The following is an 18,694-nucleotide window of genomic DNA, read 5'->3' as shown; positions in this document are numbered from 1 at the left end:
TCGGCCGTCACGGCTTCTGTTCCTCGGGCATCGCGGGCAGTGCGGCCAGACGGCCGAGCGGCGGCGCGAGGATGAGCTGTTCCGCCTCCTCGGCGCTGACCGGCTCGGCGAAGAGATACCCCTGGCCGAGCGGGCAGCCCATGGAGATCAGCAACTCCTGCTGTCTCACGTCCTCCACTCCTTCGGCGATCACCGTGAGGCCGAGCGTGTCCGCAAGATGCGTGATGCCCTCGACCAGGGCGAACTGTTCGGGCGAGCGCCCGAGTTCGTCGACGAACGACTTGTCGATCTTGAGAATCGAGATCGGGAACTCACGCAGATAGCTCAGTGACGAGTAGCCCGTTCCGAAGTCGTCAATCGCGATGCGGATCCCGAGGTCGGTGAGCGAACTCATCTCCCTCAGGATACGTTCGTCGTTGTACAGCAGCACACTCTCGGTCAGTTCCAGTACGAGGGACGACGGTTCGATGCCGGAGACATCCAGAGCGCGCCGGATCACGTCGTAGAACTTCTCGTCCCGGAACTGACGCGGCGACACATTCACACTGACGTAAGGTGCCTTGTGGCCGTCCGTCACTTCGCGTCGCACGGAGCTCCGCCAGCGGACGGCCTCGCCCGCGGCCTGCCCGAGCACCCAGGCACCGAGCGGGACGATCTGCCCACTCTCCTCGGCCAGCGTGATGAACTGCTCCGGCAGCACCATGCCGTGCGGCGAGTGGGGCCATCGGACGAGTGCCTCGAAGCCGCTGATCCGACCGCTGATCAGCTCCACGATGGGCTGGTAGAGCACCAGGAACGACGTCTCGATCGACGAACTGTCCAGCCCTTCCTGCAACTTGGCACGTTCGGCCATGCCGCTCTGCAGTTCCGGGCGATAGCGGCGCCACTGACGCTTGCCCGCCGTCTTCGCCGCGTACAGTGCGAGATCGGCGTGGGTGAGCAGTTCGACCGAGTCGACGCTGTCCTCCGTGGTCGCGACGCCGACGCTGGCGTACGAGCTCACCGGCCCCACGCTGAGCCGGAACGGCTCGGCGAACACCCTCATCAGGTTCTCGGTCAGCCGTTCCACGCCGTCCTGGGTGGCGGAACCCTCCACCAGGAGCGCGAACTCGTCGCCGCCGATGCGCGCGGCGGTGTCGGAGACACGGACGGCGGTCTGCAGCCGGAGTGACAGCGCGACCAGGAGTTCGTCGCCCACACCGTGGCCGTGTATGTCGTTGACGACCTTGAAGTCGTCCACGTCGATGAAGAGCACGCCGACCACCGTGCCTTCGCGCTGAGCCTGCACCAGGGCGTGGTTGACCCGCTCCTGGAAGAGCACGCGGTTGGCCAGGCCGGTGAGCGAGTCGTGGAACGCCTGATGGGTGAGCTGGCGTTCGAGCTTGCGCTGTTCGGTCACGTCCCGCAGGGTGAGCACCACACCGCCGACGGTGGCCTCCTCGCGCAGGTCGCTCCACCTCACCTCGACCTCGATGGACGCCCGGTCGACGCGGGCCATGCGCCAGTGCTCTCGCCTGTTCTGGTACTCGCCGCTCCGTATCCGGCCGAGCGTCTCGACCACCCTGTGACTGTCCTGCGGCGGCACCAGATCGATGAGGTGGGTGCCCTCCAGGTCCGGGACACCGAGTATCTGGTCGGCGGAGGGACTGGCGTAACGGACCCGGTCCTCGTCGTCGAGGATCAGGATGACGTCGGAGGCGTTCTGCACCAGCGTTCGGAAGTACGCTTCGCTGTTGCGCTGATCGACCTCCTCGGCAAGGGCGATCCGTGCCACGGCGAGTGCCGCCTGCGCGGCGAGGGTCGCCAGCGTCTGGCGGACCACGATCAGGTCCTGCTCGTGCCCGGCCAGGATCAGCGCCCCGATCAGCGGCTCGCCCGAGGGGTGGTCCTGCGAGATGAGCGGGCAGACGAGCGCGGGGCCCGTGTGGGGTTGCTGCTCGTGCCGGCCCGTGAGGCGGGCGGCGAGATCGGGTCCCACCCCGTCGAGGGCCACCAGGCGGCTTTCACCGGACGCGCCCAGTTCCCGTACGGTCGCGGTCACCTGCTCGGACACGGGCTCGCCTGCGCTGTGAGTCCCGTTCACCCAGAGGGCGTTGTCCGGCACGATGACGAGGGCGGAACGCGGCGGACCGTGCGGCACGAGTTCCGTCACCGCGGAGTGGACGGCGGCTGCCACATCGCTCAGATCGTTCGCTCCGCCCAGCGACGACACCGTGATGCGCAGCACCTTCTCCCGGCCGACCGCTTGCCGGTGGGTCGACGCCACGCCCGCCAGGCGGTAGAGCACGAGAATGAAGAGCACTGCGGAGAACGCGCCGATGACGCCGGTGTTGGAGCTCTCCCCGCGCACCGCCTCGACCAGGAGGAGGGCCGGCGCGATGAGCGATGCCAGGGTGAGCAGGCTCAGCCGGCCGCCCATACCGCTCTCGGCGCGCCATGGCACGAGTTGTGTCACCGAGCGCATGGACGGATGGAGTGCGGCGGCCGCCCACGCGCCGTACAGGACGACCCAGCCGAGTTCGACCGCGGTGCCCGTGCGCCACGTCCCGTGCAGCTGAATCAGGCCGTAGGCCACGTCGGCGCTCAGCAGACCGACGGTGCCCACGGTGAGGAGCATGAGCGAGGGGCTCTTGCCGCCACGGTCGGCGAGCAGGCGCAGCAGCATCGCCAGGACGAGGATGTCGCCGAGCGGATAGGCCATGGAGAACGCCTTCTGCACCCAGGTGAGACCGGGCGCGTGGGCGTACGGCTCGATGAGGAAGAGCCACGACAGCAGTGCCAGGCCCACGGTCAGCGTCAGTGCGTCGACGAGGCTCCCGCGGTCGCGCCTCCCGGTGCGCCAGTGGACGAAGCCCAGGAGTCCGGCCGCGTAGAGGGGATATGCCGCGAGATAGAAGCCGTCCGCTATCGACGGGAACGCGGTCTGTCTGAGTTGGATGAGGATGATCTGGGTGGCCTCGCCCGCGGCGAAGGAGAAGTTTCCCGTGGCGAGCAGCAGCCAGGGGAGTCGATGCGTCGGATTGTTGAGAAAGACACCAAGAAGAATGCCGATGACGCCGGTCGCCCCCATGGCGACGAAGATCATCCGCTGGTCCGGAAATGCGTAGTAGAACGCGGTCAGTACGACGATACAAGCGCTGACCACGGCCATCGCGGTCTGGCTTCGCAATCGCGGGTTCACCCCAACTCACCTCCCAGAAAAACACTTGTCGGGCGGACGGAGCTGGGCGAACGGCACCGGGCTACGGCGGGGAAACCCGCGGGACCGGCTGGCGAGCATTCTCCGAGTCGGGATATCGGCATGCCTCGCCGGTGAACACGGGCACCGGTATGCGCGCGGCCGATCGGTGCGGGCTCCTTCTCGCCGAGACATCGACGTGTCCTTCATCAAGCTAACCCGGCTCGCCATTTCACGCACGTGCACGGAGAGATGGACGGACGCCCTTTCGCGTCGCGTGTCACCGTGCCCTGCGCGAGAATGGCGGGAGCGGAAACCGGACCGGATCCTCCAGCGACGACCGGCTCCTGACGGAGCGTGGAGTCTCATGCTCTCCGACTACCGCCGGATCTTCTCTCCCGCAGGGAGTCTGCTCTTCTCTGCCGCGGGCTTCATCTCGCGCCTTCCCCTGGCGATGATCGGCGTCGGCATCGTCACCATGCTGTCGCAGCTCGGCGCCGAGTACCGGCTCGCCGGCTCGGTCTCCGCCACGCAGGCGCTCGCCAGCGCGGCGATCGGACCGCGGATCTCCCGGCTCGTCGACCGTCACGGTCAGCGCCGCGTCGTCCTCCCGGCGACGGCCGTGACGGTCGCCGCCATCTGTGCGCTGCTGCTGTGCGCCCGGTACGCGGCTCCGGACTGGACGCTGTACGTCACGGCGGCGGTCGCGGGCTGCATGCCCAGCATGGGCGCGCTCGTCAGGTCCCGCTGGGCGCAGATCCACCGGGATTCACCACGGCTGCTGCACACCGCGTACTCGCTGGAGTCGGTGCTCGACGAGGTGATCTACGTCGTCGGCCCGATCCTGGCGATCACGCTGTCCACCGGTGTCCGTGCCGGGGCCGGGCCGCTGGCCGCCGCGGTCCTGCTCGCCGTCGGCGTCCTGCTGTTCGCCGGCCAGCGGCGCACGGAACCGCCGGTGTGCCCCGGGCCGAGGCGCGCCAGGGGCTCGGCGCTGCGCACTCCGGGACTCGTCCTGCTGGTGCTGGCGCTGACGTCGGTGGGCGCGTCCTATGGTTCGGTGGACGTCGCGACGGTGGCGTTCGCCGGGGCACACCACCACAAGGCGCTCTCCGGCCTGCTGCTGGGTGTGTACGCACTCGGCTCGGGCGTGGCGGGCACGGTCTTCGGCGCGATCGGGCCGCGGGGGGCGCTCACCCGGCGGCTGCTGCTCGGCGTCGGCGCGATGGCGGTGACCACGGCACCGCTCTTGTTCGCGCCGGGTCTGGAGGCGCTGGCGGGGATGCTCTTCGTGGCGGGCATGGCCGTCGCGCCGACCCTGATCACCACGATGGGTCTGGTGGACCGCCTGGCGCCGGCCGCGCAGCTCACCGAGAGCATCACCTGGATCGTCTCGGGGCTCTCCGTCGGGGTGGCCCTGGGCTACGCCACGGCAGGCTGGGTGGTCGACGCCGCGGGGGCCGCTGCGGGCTTTGGAGTGCCGTGCGCGGCGGCCCTGCTCGCCGTCTCGACGGTGTGCCTCGCCCTGCCGAGGCTGACCCGCGCCGGCGCACAGTGAGCAGACCAGGAGGACTCCGGCTCGGCGCGCGGATCCTTGCCTCGGCCGGACGGTGGGGCCTATGTGGTGGAAGTGAACTATTGATCCTATTTTATTGGTGATGGTTCGACTTCGTGGACAGGACGGCCATGTCCCCCTGCCCGCACTCGTGAGGGAGAACAATGGCGCATGTCCTGATAGCCGACGACGACGCGGACATCCGGGATCTGGTGGCCTTCAAGCTGACGCAGAACGGTCACCGGGTCACGGCCGTGGAGGACGGCATGGCCGCACTCCGGACGGCGCGTGAACAGCCGGTCGACCTGGCTCTGCTCGACATCCGCATGCCGGGGATGTCGGGACTGGACGTCTGCCGCGAACTGCGCGCGGCAGCCGAGACCGCGACGCTCCCCGTCATCATGATCACCGCCCGGTCCCAGGAAGGGGACATCGAGGTCGGCTTCGCTGCGGGCGCCGACGACTACATCATCAAGCCGTTCAGCCCACGGGAGCTGTCCAGCCGGGTCGTCGCGGTGCTCAGCCGGGCGGAACGATGAACCCCACGGGGTTCGTCGTCAGGGCGTTGCTGTGCCTGATGGCCGTCATCCTGGTGATGTGCCTGCTGATCGTCGGTGCCCGCGGCATCCGCAGGTACCGGCAGGGCAGACGTGAGCGGGTCGCAGAACCGGCGCGCGGTCTCCTGTTGCAGCTTCTGTGTACCGAGGAAGACGAGCAGACGGAGTTGCTGCACCGGCTGGCGGAGGTCGACAAACGGACCTGGAGCGCCCTGGAACCGACCCTGACGGGGCTGCTGGAAAAGGTCTCCGGCGGAGCACGCACGGCGTTGATCCGACTGTACGAGCTGCGGGGGGCGGCCGTGGAGGCCGTCGCCGACCTCACCAGCCACGGCGCGGTCCGGCGCGGACGCGCCGCACAGGTGCTCGGGCAGCTCTCCCACCGCCCGGCGGCGGCTTCGTTGTGCCGGCTGCTGGCCGACCGCGACCGGGATGTGCGCCTGGCCGCCGCGCGGGCACTGGGCCGATGCGGGGAACCCGAGGCCGTCCCGCACCTCCTGGAGTCCCTCCACGGACCGCGGAGACTGCCCCCCGGCGTGATCTCCATGGCGCTGGTCTCCCTGGGACCGGAGGCGCAGCGGAGCGTCGCGGCAGGACTGGAACACCGGGAACCGCTGGTCAGGGCCGTGGCGATCGAGGTCCTCGGCGCGACCGGCGCGGTCTCCCTCACCTCCAGGATCGCCCGCGCACAGCACGAGGACCCCTCCGTCGAGGTACGGATCAAAGCGGCCCGGGCGTTGGGCAGGCTGGGCATGCCCGAGGGCCTGGAACCGCTGCTCGCGGCGGTCCTTCCGGACCGGCCGGTCGCTCTGCGCATGGTGGCCGCCGGGGCACTCGGCAATCTGGGGGCCGTCGCCGCCACGGGGCCGCTCGCGGACCTTCTCGGCGATCCCGACCCCCATGTGGCCGGCACAGCGGCGCGAGCGCTGCTGCGGCTCGGACCCGCCGGCCGTGCGGCGCTGCACGCGGTGGCGGACGATCCCTCCGGCGGTCCGGCCGCCGCCCAGGCCAGGGCTGTGCTGTCCGAATCGGCGGTCGGCGGGGAGCGCCACGACGTCCGTACGGAGGTGGCGCTGTGAGTACGGTGGCCGAGGAGCTGTGGGCGTGGGTGATCGGTGCGGCGCACACCCTGATCACCGTCTGCGACAACGTGGTGATCGTCTACTTCCTGGCCATCAACACCACCTACCTGGTGCTGATCCTCATCGCCGTCACGGAGTTCGTCGGACGCCTGCGCCGCGCCCCCTTCGCCGGATACGACGACGCGTCCAACAGCCCCTTCACCCCGCCCGTGTCCGTGATCGTGCCCGCCCACAACGAGGCGGCCGGCATCGTCGAAGCCGTCCGGGCCATGCTGCTGCTGCGCTACCCGATGTTCGAGGTCGTCGTCGTCGACGACGGTTCCACGGACGGCACACTGGACGCCCTGCAGGACGCCTTCGACCTGGCCGAGGTGGAGTACGTGGCGCCCGACGACGTCCCCGTACGCGGCAGGATCACCTCGGTCCATCTGCCCAGAGGGGGCCCGGTGCCCCTGACCGTGGCCCGCAAGGAGAACGGTGGCAAGGCCGACGCGCTCAACGTGGGGATCAACCTGGCACGCTATCCGCTGCTGTGCATGGTGGACGCCGACTCGATCCTCGACTCACAGGCGCTGCTCGCGGTGGCCAGACCCTTCAGCGACGACCCCCTGCGCGTGGTCGCCACGGGCGGTGTGGTCGGCCTCGCCAACGGCTGCACGGTCGTTGCCGGACGGGTCGTCGAGCCGCATGTGCCCCCGGACATCCTCGGACGAGTTCAGGTCGTCGAGTACCTGCGCGCCTTCTTCCTCGGCCGCACCGGATGGTCCAAGGTCGGCAGCCTGCTGATCATCGCCGGCGCCTTCGGCCTCTTCCGCAAGGACGTGGTGGTCGCGGCCGGCGGGATGGACCCGGACTGCATCGGGGAGGACGCCGAACTGGTCATCCGCCTTCACCGGCACCTGCGCGAGCAGGGCCGCGACTACCGCATCGTCTTCGTCACCGAGCCGATCTCCTGGAGTGAGGCACCCTCGACACTGAAGGTCCTCGGTCATCAGCGGCGGCGCTGGCACCGCGGGCTGACGGAGATCATGCTCAAGCACCGCGGCATGATCGGCAACCCTCGCTACGGCCGCATCGGCCTGCTGGCACTGCCCTTCTACGTGGTCTTCGAACTGCTGGCCCCGGTGGTGGAGCTCGCGAGCCTCGTCCTGGTGCCGCTGGGCGTGCTGATCGGCGCGGTCGACGTGGGGTTCCTGTGGCGCTTCCTGCTCGCCGCCTACGCCTACGCCATCGTGGTCAGCCTGATGTCGGTCGTGGTGGAGGAGTACGCCTTCCACCGGTTCACCCGATGGCGGGACGTCTGGGGTGCCCTCGTCGGGGTGGCCGCGGAGAACATCGGATACCGCCAGCTGACGGCATGGTGGCGGCTGTGCGGCATGTGGGACGCGCTGCGCCGGTCTCCCCGGGTGTGGGGCTCGATGACCCGCGCCGGATTCGGCACCCCCGACCAAGTGAAGGAGAGGGGAGGCGATCGTGCGTGAGCGGCCCAGGGACGCTGGAGACGGTGGGGGCGCCGCGCAGAGCAACTGAATCGCCGTCAGGAGACCGGACGCCCGAGCTGGCCCGATTTGCGATCTTCTCTGGTTCGCTCTTCGCTTGAAGTGTCCGAGGAATGGCGGTCGGTTGGGCGCCGGCCACCCCTACCAGTTGCAGTGCTTGTCGACGAGAGGGCGACCGGTCTGTCGCAGTCCGGGCCGCATCAAGCGGTCGTACATGACATGTGGAGGCGGACGATGGAACCCGAGCCCACAGGTACGTCAGGGCAGTATGCAGCCGACGACGAGGAACGGTTTCGGATTCTCGTGAAGAACTCCGCGGACATGGTCTTCCGTCGAACGGTGGCGGGTGTCTACCAGGAGGTGTCCGCGGCTGCTCAGGCACTGTTCGGGCGGCCGGCGGAGGAGATCGTGGGAACGGCGGTCGACTCCTGGGTGCATCCGGGTGATGTCGAGGACTTCGAGTGGGCTGAGCGGGATCTGCTGCGCGAAGGCCGGGTGGTGGTGTGTCTGCGGTTGCGGCGCGCCGACGGGCATTGGATATGGACCGAGACGACGTCCTGGGTGGTGCGGGACGCCTCGGGCGAGCCCCTCGAAGTGCGCGGGTTCATCCGTGAGGCGGAGGGGCAGCGGCGCAGGGAGGAAGCCCTGCGCTTGTTGCAGGAGCAGGCACGCTCGGTCATCGAGACCGCTTGGGACGCCTTCGTCTCCATCGACGAGGACGGGCTGGTCATCGACTGGAACCACAGTGCCGAGCAGTTGTTCGGGTTCGGCCACCGCGAGGTGATGGGGCGTCCGCTGGCCGAGACGATCATTCCCGAGCGGTACCGCGCCGCGCACACAGCCGGTCTGCAGCGGGTACTGGCCGGCGGGGAGGCTCATGTGCTGGGCCGCCGCATCGAGCTCAGCGCCCTGCACCACGACGGCCACGAGATCCCGGTCGAACTGACGGTGTGGCGGATGAAGTCGGCGAAGGCGCGCTGCTTCAACGCCTTCGTCCGCGACATCAGTGAGCGCAAGCACGCCGAAGCCGTCGTGGCGGAGGCGCGCGATCAGGCGATCGCCGCATCCCAGGCGAAGTCGCAGTTCGTCGCCTCCATGAGCCACGAGATCCGTACCCCCATGAACGGCGTCATCGGGCTGAGCAATCTGCTGCTGGGCACCGCGCTGGATCCCGAGCAGCGACGCTATGCCGAGGGTATTCAGGCCGCCGGCTCGGCCTTGCTGTCGCTCATCAACGACATCCTGGACTTCTCCAAGTTGGAGGCGGGCAAGATCCAACTGGACAGGGTCGCCTTCAGCCCGCAGGCGCTGGTGGAAGAGGTCGTCTCGCTGGTGGCGCAGACCACCCAGGCCCAGGGCCTGGAACTGCTCAGCGACTGCGATCCCGAGTTGCCCGCGATGGTGCTCGGGGACGCCGGCCGACTGCGGCAGATCCTGCTCAACCTGGCGTCCAACGCGGTGAAGTTCACCGAGTCCGGTGAGGTCGTCCTCAGCGCCCGCCCGGCCCCGTCCCGGCCCCCCGCGGAGCACGCGCCGTGGCTGCGCTTCGATGTGACCGACACCGGCATCGGCATCGCCGAGGCCGATCAGGAGCGGATGTTCGACGCCTTCTCCCAGGCCGATGCCTCAACCACACGCCGCTTCGGAGGCACTGGTCTGGGCCTGGCCATCTGCCGCAGGCTCACCGAGGCGATGGGCGGCTCCATCGGCGTCACCAGCCGGCCCGGCCAGGGCAGCACCTTCTTCTTCTCCGTACCGGTGCGCACACCCGACACCGCCGAACCACCCCCGGCTCCGCTCGATCCCGACGTTCTTCGCGGGCTGCGGGTCCTGGTCGTCGACGACAACGACACCAACCGGCTGATCCTCGAGACGCAGCTGAACAGATGGCACATGCAGCCGACGTCGGTCGCCAGCGGCCCCCAGGCCCTGGTGGCCCTGCATGAGGCAGCGGCCGCGGGCCGTCCCTTCACCATGGCCCTGCTCGATATGCACATGCCCGGTATGGACGGCCTGGAGCTCGCCCGCCGGATCACCACCGATCAGAACCTCGGTCGTGTACGGCTGCTGTTGCTCACCTCCGGCGCCGGGCTGCCTGCTGCCGAACTGCACGCCGCGGGCATCGCGCTCTGCCTGCCCAAGCCCGTCCAGCAGTCCCAGCTCATGGACACCCTGGTCGAACTCACCAGCCGGACAGCACCCGTGACGACCGCGGCCACAACTCCCGCTCCCCCTACCGCCCGACCGCCTCAGCGCGGCCGTCTGCTGCTGGTCGAGGACAACGAGATCAACCAGATGGTGGCCCAGGGCATGCTCACCCGCCTCGGCTACAGCGCGGACACCGCCGCCGACGGGATCGAGGCCCTGCGCATGACCGAGGAACACACCTACCAGGCCGTGCTGATGGACTGCCAGATGCCCCGGATGGACGGTTACACCGCCACCCAGGAACTGCGTCGCCGCGAAGCGCCGGGAGACACACACCTGCCGGTGATCGCCATGACCGCCAGCGCTCTCGCCGAGGACCGCGAACGATGCCTGGCCGCCGGCATGGACGACTACGTGTCCAAACCCGTCGATGCCGACGAGTTGCAGGAGACCCTCGCCCGCTGGGTCCACCCGGTCCACCCGTCGCCGGACGACGAGGAGCCACGCGACACCATCGAGGAGCGGCTGAACGAACTGCGCGGCGACGGCTCCCCGGCCGAGAACGAACTGGTGGACCGGCTGGTGGACCACTTCCTCGTCCGGGCCCCCGAGATGACCAGCGCTCTCTTCCACGCGCTGGACCGCCATGACAGCGGGGAGATCGCGGAACAGGCGCACAGCCTCAGAGGTGCTGCCGGCAACATCGGAGCCCACGGCCTGGCCGCCTGCTGCGCAGAGCTGGAACAGTATGCCGAGGCCGCAGACCCGGTTCCGCTGACTCAGGCCGCCCCCCGCCTTCAGGAGGCACTCGACCACGCCTGCCGGACCCTGGAGACGCTCCGCTCCCGGCCTCGCCGACACGGACCTGGATGAGCCCGTGGCCAAGGTTCGGGCCGGGCTGCCCGCCGGCCGTGAGGCGGCGGTCTGGGCGTACCTGGCGGCCGGGACGTCAGTGGTCGTGACCTTTCTGGTCACCTCCTCCCCAGCGCGCTACATGCTGGGGGCGCTGATATCCGCCTCAGCCGTCTTCGCGATCCTGGCAGGCGTGGCCAGGAACAAACCGCCCTCGGTCCTTCCGTGGTACCTGTTTGCGGCAGCCATGGCACCGTTCGCGGCGGCGGACACGATCTGGGGGCTCTACCAGGTCCGCGGAGCGGACGTTCCGTTCCCCGGCGTGGCCGACCTGCTCTACCTGGGCAGCTACCTGCTGTTCACCGCCGGTCTGGTGATCCTGGCCCGGCAGCAGGCGGGCCGGCTGCACTGGGCGGGCCTGCTGGATGCGGGAATCGTCACGATGGGGTTCGCCACTTTGTCCTGGGCGTTCATCATCGCCCCCTACCTGCGCAGCCAGCTGTCCGTGTGGCCGCTCGTGGTGTCCGTCGCCTATCCCGTCACCGATCTGGTGCTCTTGTCCATGGTCGCGCGGCTGGTGTTCACCACCGGTACGCGCACACCGTCGTTCCTGATGTGTGTCGGATGGCTGCTCGTCCTGCTCGTCGCCGATGGCCTCTACTACGGGACCCAGGCGACGTACGGGAACGCGGTCGCGGAGAACGCGTCCGAAGCGGGGTGGATGGTGTCGTCCCTCCTGCTGGGTGCGGCGGCGCTGCACTCCTCCGTCGCCCGGCCGCCGCGGCCCGCGGAGGACCAGGAGAGGATGCCCCGGCGGCGTCTGTCGATCCTCATCGCGCTCATCATGACGGGGCCGTTGATCGTGCTGGCCGATGTCGGTGGCATCCGGGACCAGCCGATGCACGTCACGGTGATCGTCGGCATGATGGCGGCTCTGTCGCTGCTGCTGGTGGTGCGTATCGCCTTCCTGGCCCAGTACGCTCAGGAGAGGGCCACTGCCGCGAGGACGCGAGCCTACGCCCTCGCCGCCTCGCTGCGGGAGCAGGAAGAACTCCAGAAGCAGTTGAGCCATCAGGTGACCCACGACCCGTTGACGGGCCTGGCCAACCGAGTGCTCCTGAACGAGCGTCTGGAGCCCGCCCTCAACCGGTGCTCCGCCGTGGCCTGCGCCGGACTCCTCATGCTCGATCTCGACGGCTTCAAGGACGTCAACGACACGTTGGGACACTTCGCCGGCGACGAACTGCTGGTCGACGTCGCACGGCGGCTGACGAGCCGGGTCCGCGAGCAGGACCTCGTGGCCAGGCTCGGCGGCGACGAATTCGCGCTCCTCGTGGAAGGCGTGCACGCGAGCACGCTGCACGACTACGTCACGCGCATTCTCGATTCCTTCAAAGACCCGTTCATCCTCGCCCACGGCCGTTCGGCCCATGTGACGACAAGCATCGGAGTCAGGAGCATCACCCGGCCGACCACGCCTGCAGAAGCGCTGCGGGACGCCGACACCGCCCTCTACAGAGCCAAGACGGCAGGCAAGAACCAGGCCGCGTTCTTCGAATCGCCGCAGTAGTCGAGCGCAGACTCATGGCAGGGAACGGCGCCGCGCCCGTTCCTCGGGCGCGGCGCCGTTGCCCGACCGACAGGAACTAGGGTCGCAGTCCGGCGACGCCGGCGGGGGAGCCGATGCCGGTGGGGCCGTCGTAACCGGGTCGGGCGACGCACAGGTAGGAGCCGCCGCAACTGCCGTTGGAGCCGCGGGCGATGTCGTGGAAGGCGTGGGGGTGGGCGTAGGGGTAGGAGTTGGGGCGGTCGGCGGGTCCTGGTGTGCCGGCGACGGCGTACATGGCGGCGATCAGCGGACTGGACAGGCTGGTACCGCCGACCACCCACCAGCCGCTGCTTCCGCTGACGGGGGTGCTGTCGTAGACGGCCAGGCCGGTCGCGGGGTCCGCGTCGGCGGAGATGTCGACGGCGGTGCGGCGCGCACATCCGGCGTCGTGCTGGAAGGGCGGTTTGGATTCGTAGAGCGAGCAGCCGGAGCCGCCTCCGCTCCACGCGCTCTCCGTAAAGCCGGTGGGCGCCGGGAGCTTGCGCAGGGTGGTGCCTCCTGCCGCCGTGACGTAGCGGGAGGCGGCGGGGTAGATCAGGTTCGGGTATCCGGAATCGCCGCTGGCTGCCACAAAGGCGACGCCGGGGGTGAAGACGGAATCGCCCCCGGCCTCGCCGGAGAACTCCGGAGCGCCCCAACTCATGGAGACGTACCTGGCTCCCTGGGTCACGGCCTGGCGGATCGCGGTGAACAGGTTGGAGAAGTAGGCGTCGGTGGCCTGGACGAGCAGGATCTTGCAGTCGGGACAGGCGGCGCTGACGGCGTCGAGGTCCAAGGACGTCTCCAGCGCCCAGCCGGGATCGGTTCCCGTGGGTGGTGTCGTGCCGCCGTTCTGGTTGATCCTGCGAAAGCATCCGTTGGCGGTGGTGCACGGTGGCAGGTTGAACTGGCGGCGGTAGACCGCCAGGTCGCTCTCGGCGGTACGGTTGTTGTACGGGTTGACGATGGCGACGGTCCGCCCGGCTCCGCTGCGGGGCAGACCGTAGGCGGTTTGAATGTCGCTGGGGTGGTAGCCGCTCGGCTGGATCCCCGGTTGAACGGACCGCACGGCCGGCAGGTCGGTGCGCAGCATCGCCATGCAGGAGGCCCGGCCGCGTCCAGGTGAGGGGTTGCACACCTGTCTGGCCGTCACCGCCTCAGGACCCGCATTCGGTTGGGGGGTGCGGTCCGCCAGCCGGGCCGGGGCAGCCGTGGCCGTGCCGGTCAGACCCAGGACCAGGGACGCGATGAGTGCCATGCGCAGAAGTGGGAGAGATCGCATGCTCCTCCTCGTCGGGATGCCCGCAGGCTGGAAAGGTTCCGTCCGGATCATGTCTGCCGGACGGGCCGACGGAGCATCGGACCCGCGGGGTGAGTCCGCCGAATGCAGCAGTCACTCAACCCCGATGCCACGGTCCCAAACTGCGTGCCCTCATCCGTCCTCGGAGTCTTTCGCGCTGTGCAGGGCATGCCGAGGACCCGGTCCGGAGAACACCTGCCCGACGAGTTCCCGGAAACAGGCCAGGGCGGTAATCGGGGGAATTCCGGTCACGACCATGCCGAGTACGGAATGCGGGGAATAGTCCACGCTCAGGGCCACCGCCATTCCGGAGGAGATCAGCATGATCATCCATGAGCGGTGAGTGGGGCGGCGCTGAACGGAGGCCCGCAAGACGGACAAACCTGCCACCAGCCACGGCCCGTACACCGTCAGTGGCCACCATTGCGCCAGACGGGGAGGCTCCACCAGCAAAGCGACGGCGCTCAGTTGACCGTATGAGTAGGAGATGGACCAGGCCAGCATGGCCACCGAGCAGGTGGTGATCATGGCGACCAGGGCTGCAGAAGGGATGATTCTGCCGCGTCCCGCGAGAAGACGGAGCTCTGGCCGGGGGCGTCGACGGTCGACTCGGTGGCGTGGCCGACCGACGCTGTCCATCTCCATGGCGGGAGGACCGGCGCTGGCGGCCGCCGACAGCATTTCAGCCAGTTCCTCCGCGGGATCCCATCCGGCCAGTGTGACCGCTGGATCAGGAGCGGGCATGAGGTGGTCCACTCCGAACAGCTGATGATCACGGGGGTAGGGGGCGGTCCCGCTGCTGTCGTTCCTCAGACCGAACTGAAAATCGTATTCGTCCTGAATGTAGTTCATCTCTGGCTCCTCAGCAGCCTTGCTCAGGGGGCAGCCTTCAGGTATTCGCTCTGCATCCAGGTGATGCAATTGAGGAAGTCCTCAAGCAGGTCTGAGCAGCCTTTGACTTGCGCCGGCTCTTCGGGTTCTTCGGGGCAGGCGAAGGCTGGTTCGACCTCGCCGAGGTGCTGTTCCTTCCAGGTCATGCCCCCCTAACAGTCGGAGCCAGGGGTGAGGTAACGGCCGTTCAAGGTAACGCTTTTGTCAACGCCGACCGGTTATCCAGTGTGTTGGATTTCACGATCATGGCGACGAATTTCTGACGATGGACTGTACGTTTTTATGGAAGGCTTTGCTGTGGACCAGGATTTTTTTGGTTTTTCATTTATGTCCGGCAGCTACCCGGCACCGGCCGTAGGAGTGTCAGCGAGCCTTCGTGTCAGGCCCGTTGCTTGCCCTCGTTGCCCCTGTGTCCGGTGCTCGGCTGCGGGATCGCGGCGAGCCTGCGGAGGGCGAACTCGCGGTTGGTGAGCGTCTGCTTGCGGTGGGCCGGGGGCAGGTCGGGCATGGCGAGCAGGCGGTCGCAGGCCTTGAGCGAGCCTTCGGGGTCGCCCACCCAGTAGGCCGTGATCGAGAACTCGGACAGCAGGCCCCAGCGATAGACCCACGGCTGGGTGAACAGGATGTCGTCCGGCTGCTCCCTGTCGAGGCCGGCGAGGATGACCGCGTGCGCCGTGTGATGGCGGCCCATGACACGCAGCCGCGAGGCCAGCTCGTAGCACGCTTCGAGCCGCTGCGGACGTGACTCCCAGGCCCGGGTCAGCGCGTCCATCCCGGCCGGCCAGTCACCGGAGTCGGCGTGCAGGACTCCGACCTGGAGGAGGGAGTAGTAGACCTCCTCGGCCCAGCCGCCCATCGCCGCGCGGTGTTCGTACAACCTGATCGCCTCGGCGGTGTTGCCCATGTCGCGCATGGTCTGGGCCAGGTAGAAGACCGTACGGGTGTTGCCCGGGTCGCGTTTCATCTCGGCGCCGAGCAGGCGTGCGTCGCGTTCGAACTTGTCGTGGCGTGAGCCGCCGTCGGCGTGGTCCTCGACCACCAGTGCGCCGAGCTTCTCCTCGGTCGCGTCATGGTCGGCGGTGAGGTGTTCGTGGGTGACGCCCTCGTATCGCCAGGCGATGTCGCCCCGGACCAGACGCCTGATGCGGTATTCCGTGGTGCCTTCGTGCCGGATCGTGTAGGCATCGGCGGTCAGCCGGGGAAGGGGACCCTCCTGCCTGAGGACATGGTCCGCGTCGAGAAGCAGCAGGTAGTCGGCCTTTCCGCGGGCGTGTCGGATGTTCAGGGTGCGGTTGTGCCCGAAGTCGACCCAGGGTTCCTCGTGGAGCTCGCCCGGGATTCCGTCGAGGGCACGGCGGATCAGGCGCTGGGTTCCGTCGGTCGATCCGGTGTCCGAGATCACCCAGGTGTGCACCAGATCGCGCACGGACGCCAAGCAGCGCTCGATGACGTCTGCCTCGTTCTTGACGATCATGCACAGGCAGATGGACGGTGTCACGGCAGCACCACGCTCCTCCATTGACGTTCTTTCCGATGCGGACTCGTTGACCAGGCCCCGACCACAGCGCGATCAGCCCGCGTGTTTCGAGGCGTCCAGGTCACCGGTGATCGCTCTTTGCGCGGGCCGGTGCGCCAGGTGCAGCAGCACGAAGCCGTCACGGTCGGCCACCTCGCGGTACCCCTCATGCACGGCCTGGGCCAGCAGACGGTGCTCCACCGGGTAGCTCAGCGGCCACCGCAGGCTTTCCGGCACCCATGTGTCCACCATGATCCACTGAGGGTCGGGACGGCTGACCGCGTAGCCGTAGAGGCTGACGCTGGTGCGGTTGGTGAGCTGGGGTACGAGGTAGGTGGATGCCTGGACCGTGGCGTCGTCGGGGATCTTCCGCATCAGGCTGTGGGCGACGGCGACGCGTGGATCCGTGCGCCAGGTGGCCGGGCTCAGGAGCTGCCAGAAGGGAAAGCTCGGCAGGATCAGGAGGCAGATCGCGGTCGCACCTGCCAGGTACCGCCGCAGGCTGGCGTGGCCCGTGCCCCGTTGGATCAGGGCGTCGGTGAAGGCGGCGAAGACGATGGGCATCAGGACCAGCGAGTAGTGATAACCGGTACCCCAGTGGACGTAGTTGTTCGAGAAGAAGCGCCAGGCGAGCGTGGGGAGGGCAGCCCACAGCAGCGGGGACCGCACGGCCAGGAACAGCGTCGGGGCGAACGTGAGCACGAGAGTGTTCAGCTTGGTCTGCGGGGTGACGAGGCCCACTGTGCCCCGGGCGAGCAGATCCAGTACTCCGCCGGAGCCCGTACCCGGAGTGCCCGCACCGCCGGGGGACTTGTCGGCCAGGAACCAGTAGGCGAACGAACCGCTCGGGCTGAAGGCCGGAAGAATCACCAGTAGCGCAAGCAGCGTCCCGGCAAGACCGAGTGCCGCGGTGACATATCCGAGGTTGCGGGCGCCGCGCCGGGCGATGAGCAGACCGATCACGAGGACCGTGAGTCCGAGGTCCTCCTTCACCAGCAGCAGCGGAAGCGCCCAGAACGCCGCGGCCATCAGTCGGTCACTGCCGAGAGCGGCGAGGGAGCACGCGAGCAGCGGGGCGGCGAAGGCGACTTCATGGAAGTCGAAGCCCACGGCGCTCGCGATGCCCCAGGAGAGCCCGTAACAGGCGCCGATCACCGCGCCCGCCGTGGCACCCAGGCTCCGGCACGCCCAGCGGGTCAGCGGGACCACGCTCAGGGCGATCAGCGCGGCCTGGACCACGAGCAGTGTTTCCGCCGAACGGTGCAGCCAGTAGAAAGGCGCGACGAGTGCCAGGACGGGAGAGAAATGATCCCCGAGGACGGGGAAGCCGGGCCCCTTGAGTTCCGAGACGGGCAGGTGTCCGTCCGCGTATGAGCGGACGACCTGCTCGAAGATCCCGAGATCATAGCTGTTGGAGAGCATCCGTTCATGGATGCGCAGCGACACCGCCGAGTACACGAGAAACAATGCCCCGGCCAGCGGCCAGACCCACCATTCACCGTCGAAACGGCTTGTGTGCCGCGGTTCGACCACGGTCTTTCTACGATGAATTGATTCTTGTGACGGGAGGGTCGGGCTGAGCCTGATGGACGGGACGCGCATCGGGACCTTCCGGAAGTCGGAAATGGGAGGCCCTTAAGATGCCAGCAATACGTGACGCTTCGCTCTCGTCTGAAACCGGGTGTGGCAATAATCCACCGGATGGCCGAATGGCTGTATGTCCCGTCACCGTCCACCCCGGCCCCGGCGCGCCGACCGCCGCACCCGATAGGTGGCGGTGAGGGCGACGAACCGGGCGTTGCCCACCGCGTAGCGCAGGAACATGCGCCGCGGCTCCTGGACCAGCCGGTGGAACCATTCGAGGCCCGTCCGCCGCATCCATCGTGGTGCCCGGCTGCGGAGCCCCGCCACCACGTCGAAGGATCCGCCGACGCCGACCACCAGGGCGCAACCCAGCTCCTTCTGCCGGCGAGCGAGGAAGTACTCCTTGCGCGGACTGGGCACGGCGAGGAAGAGGATGTCCGGACGGGCATCGCGAACGGCCGCCACCACCTGCGGCTCCTGGGTCTCGTCCCAGTAGCCGTCCCGGTGCCCGACGATCTCGACGCCCTGGCCGGCGGCGATGCGCGCGGTCTCCTCCACCACTCCTGCTTCGGCGCCGAGCAGGTACACGCGGTATCCGTCGCGCGCGGCCCTGTGCCACAGCGCCAGCATGAAGTCGATGCCCGCGACCCGCTCGGGCAGAGGGCTGCCGAGGAGGCGGCCTGCCCAGACGACCGACTGCCCGTCGGCGTTGACGAGTGAGCACGAGCGGATGATCCGGGCCAGTTCCGGGTCGTCGTGTGCCTGGACGATCTTGGCGGCGTTCAGCACGACGTGCTGGTGGGGGCCGCCGTCCGCGATCAGTGTCGCGGCCGCGGCCACCGACTCCTCCAGGGTGAGCGGGTGGACGGGCAGTCCGCAGACCGTCACGGGCGGACACGGCCACGCCCTCCCGGGCGCTGCAGCCTCATCGGGTCGCTCCGGCG

At 68.7% G+C, this 18,694-nt stretch carries 13 protein-coding genes; 6 read left to right on the top strand and 7 right to left on the bottom strand.

Features of this window, described 5'->3' with window-relative positions; translation table 11 throughout:
• Positions 1-7: 7 nt before the first annotated feature.
• Positions 8-3,181 (bottom strand): putative bifunctional diguanylate cyclase/phosphodiesterase, encoded by a 3,174-nt coding sequence (locus ACIRVK_RS06585; protein WP_404244309.1) that lies wholly within the window; start codon positions 3,179-3,181, stop codon positions 8-10.
• A 364-nt stretch (positions 3,182-3,545) separates the two neighbouring features.
• Between ACIRVK_RS06585 and ACIRVK_RS06580 the strand changes: the two genes are divergently transcribed.
• The 6 genes from ACIRVK_RS06580 (at position 3,546) to ACIRVK_RS06555 (ending at position 12,441) form a co-directional block, all read left to right on the top strand.
• The gene (locus ACIRVK_RS06580) at positions 3,546-4,736 is read left to right on the top strand and encodes an MFS transporter (RefSeq protein ID WP_404244308.1); all 1,191 of its coding nucleotides are present in this window, start codon (positions 3,546-3,548) and stop codon (positions 4,734-4,736) included.
• Between the two features lie 161 nt (positions 4,737-4,897).
• A complete protein-coding gene (locus ACIRVK_RS06575) occupies positions 4,898-5,272 on the top strand; it encodes a response regulator transcription factor (RefSeq protein WP_404244307.1) in 375 nt (124 codons plus the stop codon).
• Positions 5,269-6,369, top strand: coding sequence for a HEAT repeat domain-containing protein (locus tag ACIRVK_RS06570; protein ID WP_404244306.1), 1,101 nt, complete (start codon positions 5,269-5,271; stop codon positions 6,367-6,369). The genes ACIRVK_RS06575 and ACIRVK_RS06570 overlap by 4 nt, the downstream gene beginning before the upstream one ends.
• The gene (locus ACIRVK_RS06565) at positions 6,366-7,853 is read left to right on the top strand and encodes a glycosyltransferase (protein WP_404244305.1); all 1,488 of its coding nucleotides are present in this window, start codon (positions 6,366-6,368) and stop codon (positions 7,851-7,853) included. The genes ACIRVK_RS06570 and ACIRVK_RS06565 overlap by 4 nt, the downstream gene beginning before the upstream one ends.
• Positions 7,854-8,090: 237 nt before the next feature.
• Positions 8,091-10,892: a response regulator gene (locus tag ACIRVK_RS06560; RefSeq protein ID WP_404244304.1), complete on the top strand. Its 2,802-nt coding sequence runs from the start codon at positions 8,091-8,093 to the stop codon at positions 10,890-10,892.
• A gap of 4 nt (positions 10,893-10,896) precedes the next feature.
• Positions 10,897-12,441: a diguanylate cyclase domain-containing protein gene (locus ACIRVK_RS06555; RefSeq protein WP_404244303.1), complete on the top strand. Its 1,545-nt coding sequence runs from the start codon at positions 10,897-10,899 to the stop codon at positions 12,439-12,441.
• A gap of 76 nt (positions 12,442-12,517) precedes the next feature.
• Here ACIRVK_RS06555 and ACIRVK_RS06550 read toward each other — a convergent pair whose 3' ends face one another.
• The 6 genes from ACIRVK_RS06550 to ACIRVK_RS06525 all read right to left on the bottom strand — a co-directional run bounded on the left by ACIRVK_RS06550 (position 12,518) and on the right by ACIRVK_RS06525 (position 18,638).
• The gene (locus tag ACIRVK_RS06550) at positions 12,518-13,717 is read right to left on the bottom strand and encodes a S8 family serine peptidase (RefSeq protein ID WP_404244301.1); all 1,200 of its coding nucleotides are present in this window, start codon (positions 13,715-13,717) and stop codon (positions 12,518-12,520) included.
• A gap of 174 nt (positions 13,718-13,891) precedes the next feature.
• The gene (locus ACIRVK_RS06545; protein ID WP_404244300.1) at positions 13,892-14,611 is read right to left on the bottom strand and encodes a DUF2637 domain-containing protein; all 720 of its coding nucleotides are present in this window, start codon (positions 14,609-14,611) and stop codon (positions 13,892-13,894) included.
• A 23-nt stretch (positions 14,612-14,634) separates the two neighbouring features.
• Positions 14,635-14,796, bottom strand: a complete 162-nt coding sequence (locus ACIRVK_RS06540) for a hypothetical protein (RefSeq protein WP_404244299.1) — start codon at positions 14,794-14,796, stop codon at positions 14,635-14,637.
• Between the two features lie 233 nt (positions 14,797-15,029).
• Positions 15,030-16,148: a glycosyltransferase gene (locus ACIRVK_RS06535; RefSeq protein ID WP_404244298.1), complete on the bottom strand. Its 1,119-nt coding sequence runs from the start codon at positions 16,146-16,148 to the stop codon at positions 15,030-15,032.
• 72 nt (positions 16,149-16,220) lie between these two features.
• A complete protein-coding gene (locus tag ACIRVK_RS06530; protein ID WP_404244297.1) occupies positions 16,221-17,624 on the bottom strand; it encodes a DUF2079 domain-containing protein in 1,404 nt (467 codons plus the stop codon).
• A gap of 267 nt (positions 17,625-17,891) precedes the next feature.
• A complete protein-coding gene (locus ACIRVK_RS06525; protein ID WP_404244296.1) occupies positions 17,892-18,638 on the bottom strand; it encodes a WecB/TagA/CpsF family glycosyltransferase in 747 nt (248 codons plus the stop codon).
• Positions 18,639-18,694 lie beyond the last annotated feature (56 nt).

Origin of the sequence: Streptomyces sp. NPDC101152 (assembly GCF_044768275.1) — a bacterium.
Lineage (GTDB): Bacteria > Actinomycetota > Actinomycetes > Streptomycetales > Streptomycetaceae > Streptomyces.
This window is presented reverse-complemented; position numbering and strand designations above follow the sequence as displayed.

Bases quoted from the DNA above. Each gene is read 5' to 3' on its own strand.
- ACIRVK_RS06540 (WP_404244299.1), bottom strand. From the start codon at position 14,796: ATGACCTGGAAGGAACAGCACCTCGGCGAGGTCGAACCAGCCTTCGCC.
- ACIRVK_RS06580 (WP_404244308.1), top strand. From the start codon at position 3,546: ATGCTCTCCGACTACCGCCGGATCTTCTCTCCCGCAGGGAGTCTGCTC.
- ACIRVK_RS06560 (WP_404244304.1), top strand. From the start codon at position 8,091: ATGTGGAGGCGGACGATGGAACCCGAGCCCACAGGTACGTCAGGGCAG.
- ACIRVK_RS06575 (WP_404244307.1), top strand. From the start codon at position 4,898: ATGGCGCATGTCCTGATAGCCGACGACGACGCGGACATCCGGGATCTG.
- ACIRVK_RS06550 (WP_404244301.1), bottom strand. From the start codon at position 13,717: ATGGCACTCATCGCGTCCCTGGTCCTGGGTCTGACCGGCACGGCCACG.
- ACIRVK_RS06570 (WP_404244306.1), top strand. From the start codon at position 5,269: ATGAACCCCACGGGGTTCGTCGTCAGGGCGTTGCTGTGCCTGATGGCC.
- ACIRVK_RS06545 (WP_404244300.1), bottom strand. From the start codon at position 14,611: ATGAACTACATTCAGGACGAATACGATTTTCAGTTCGGTCTGAGGAAC.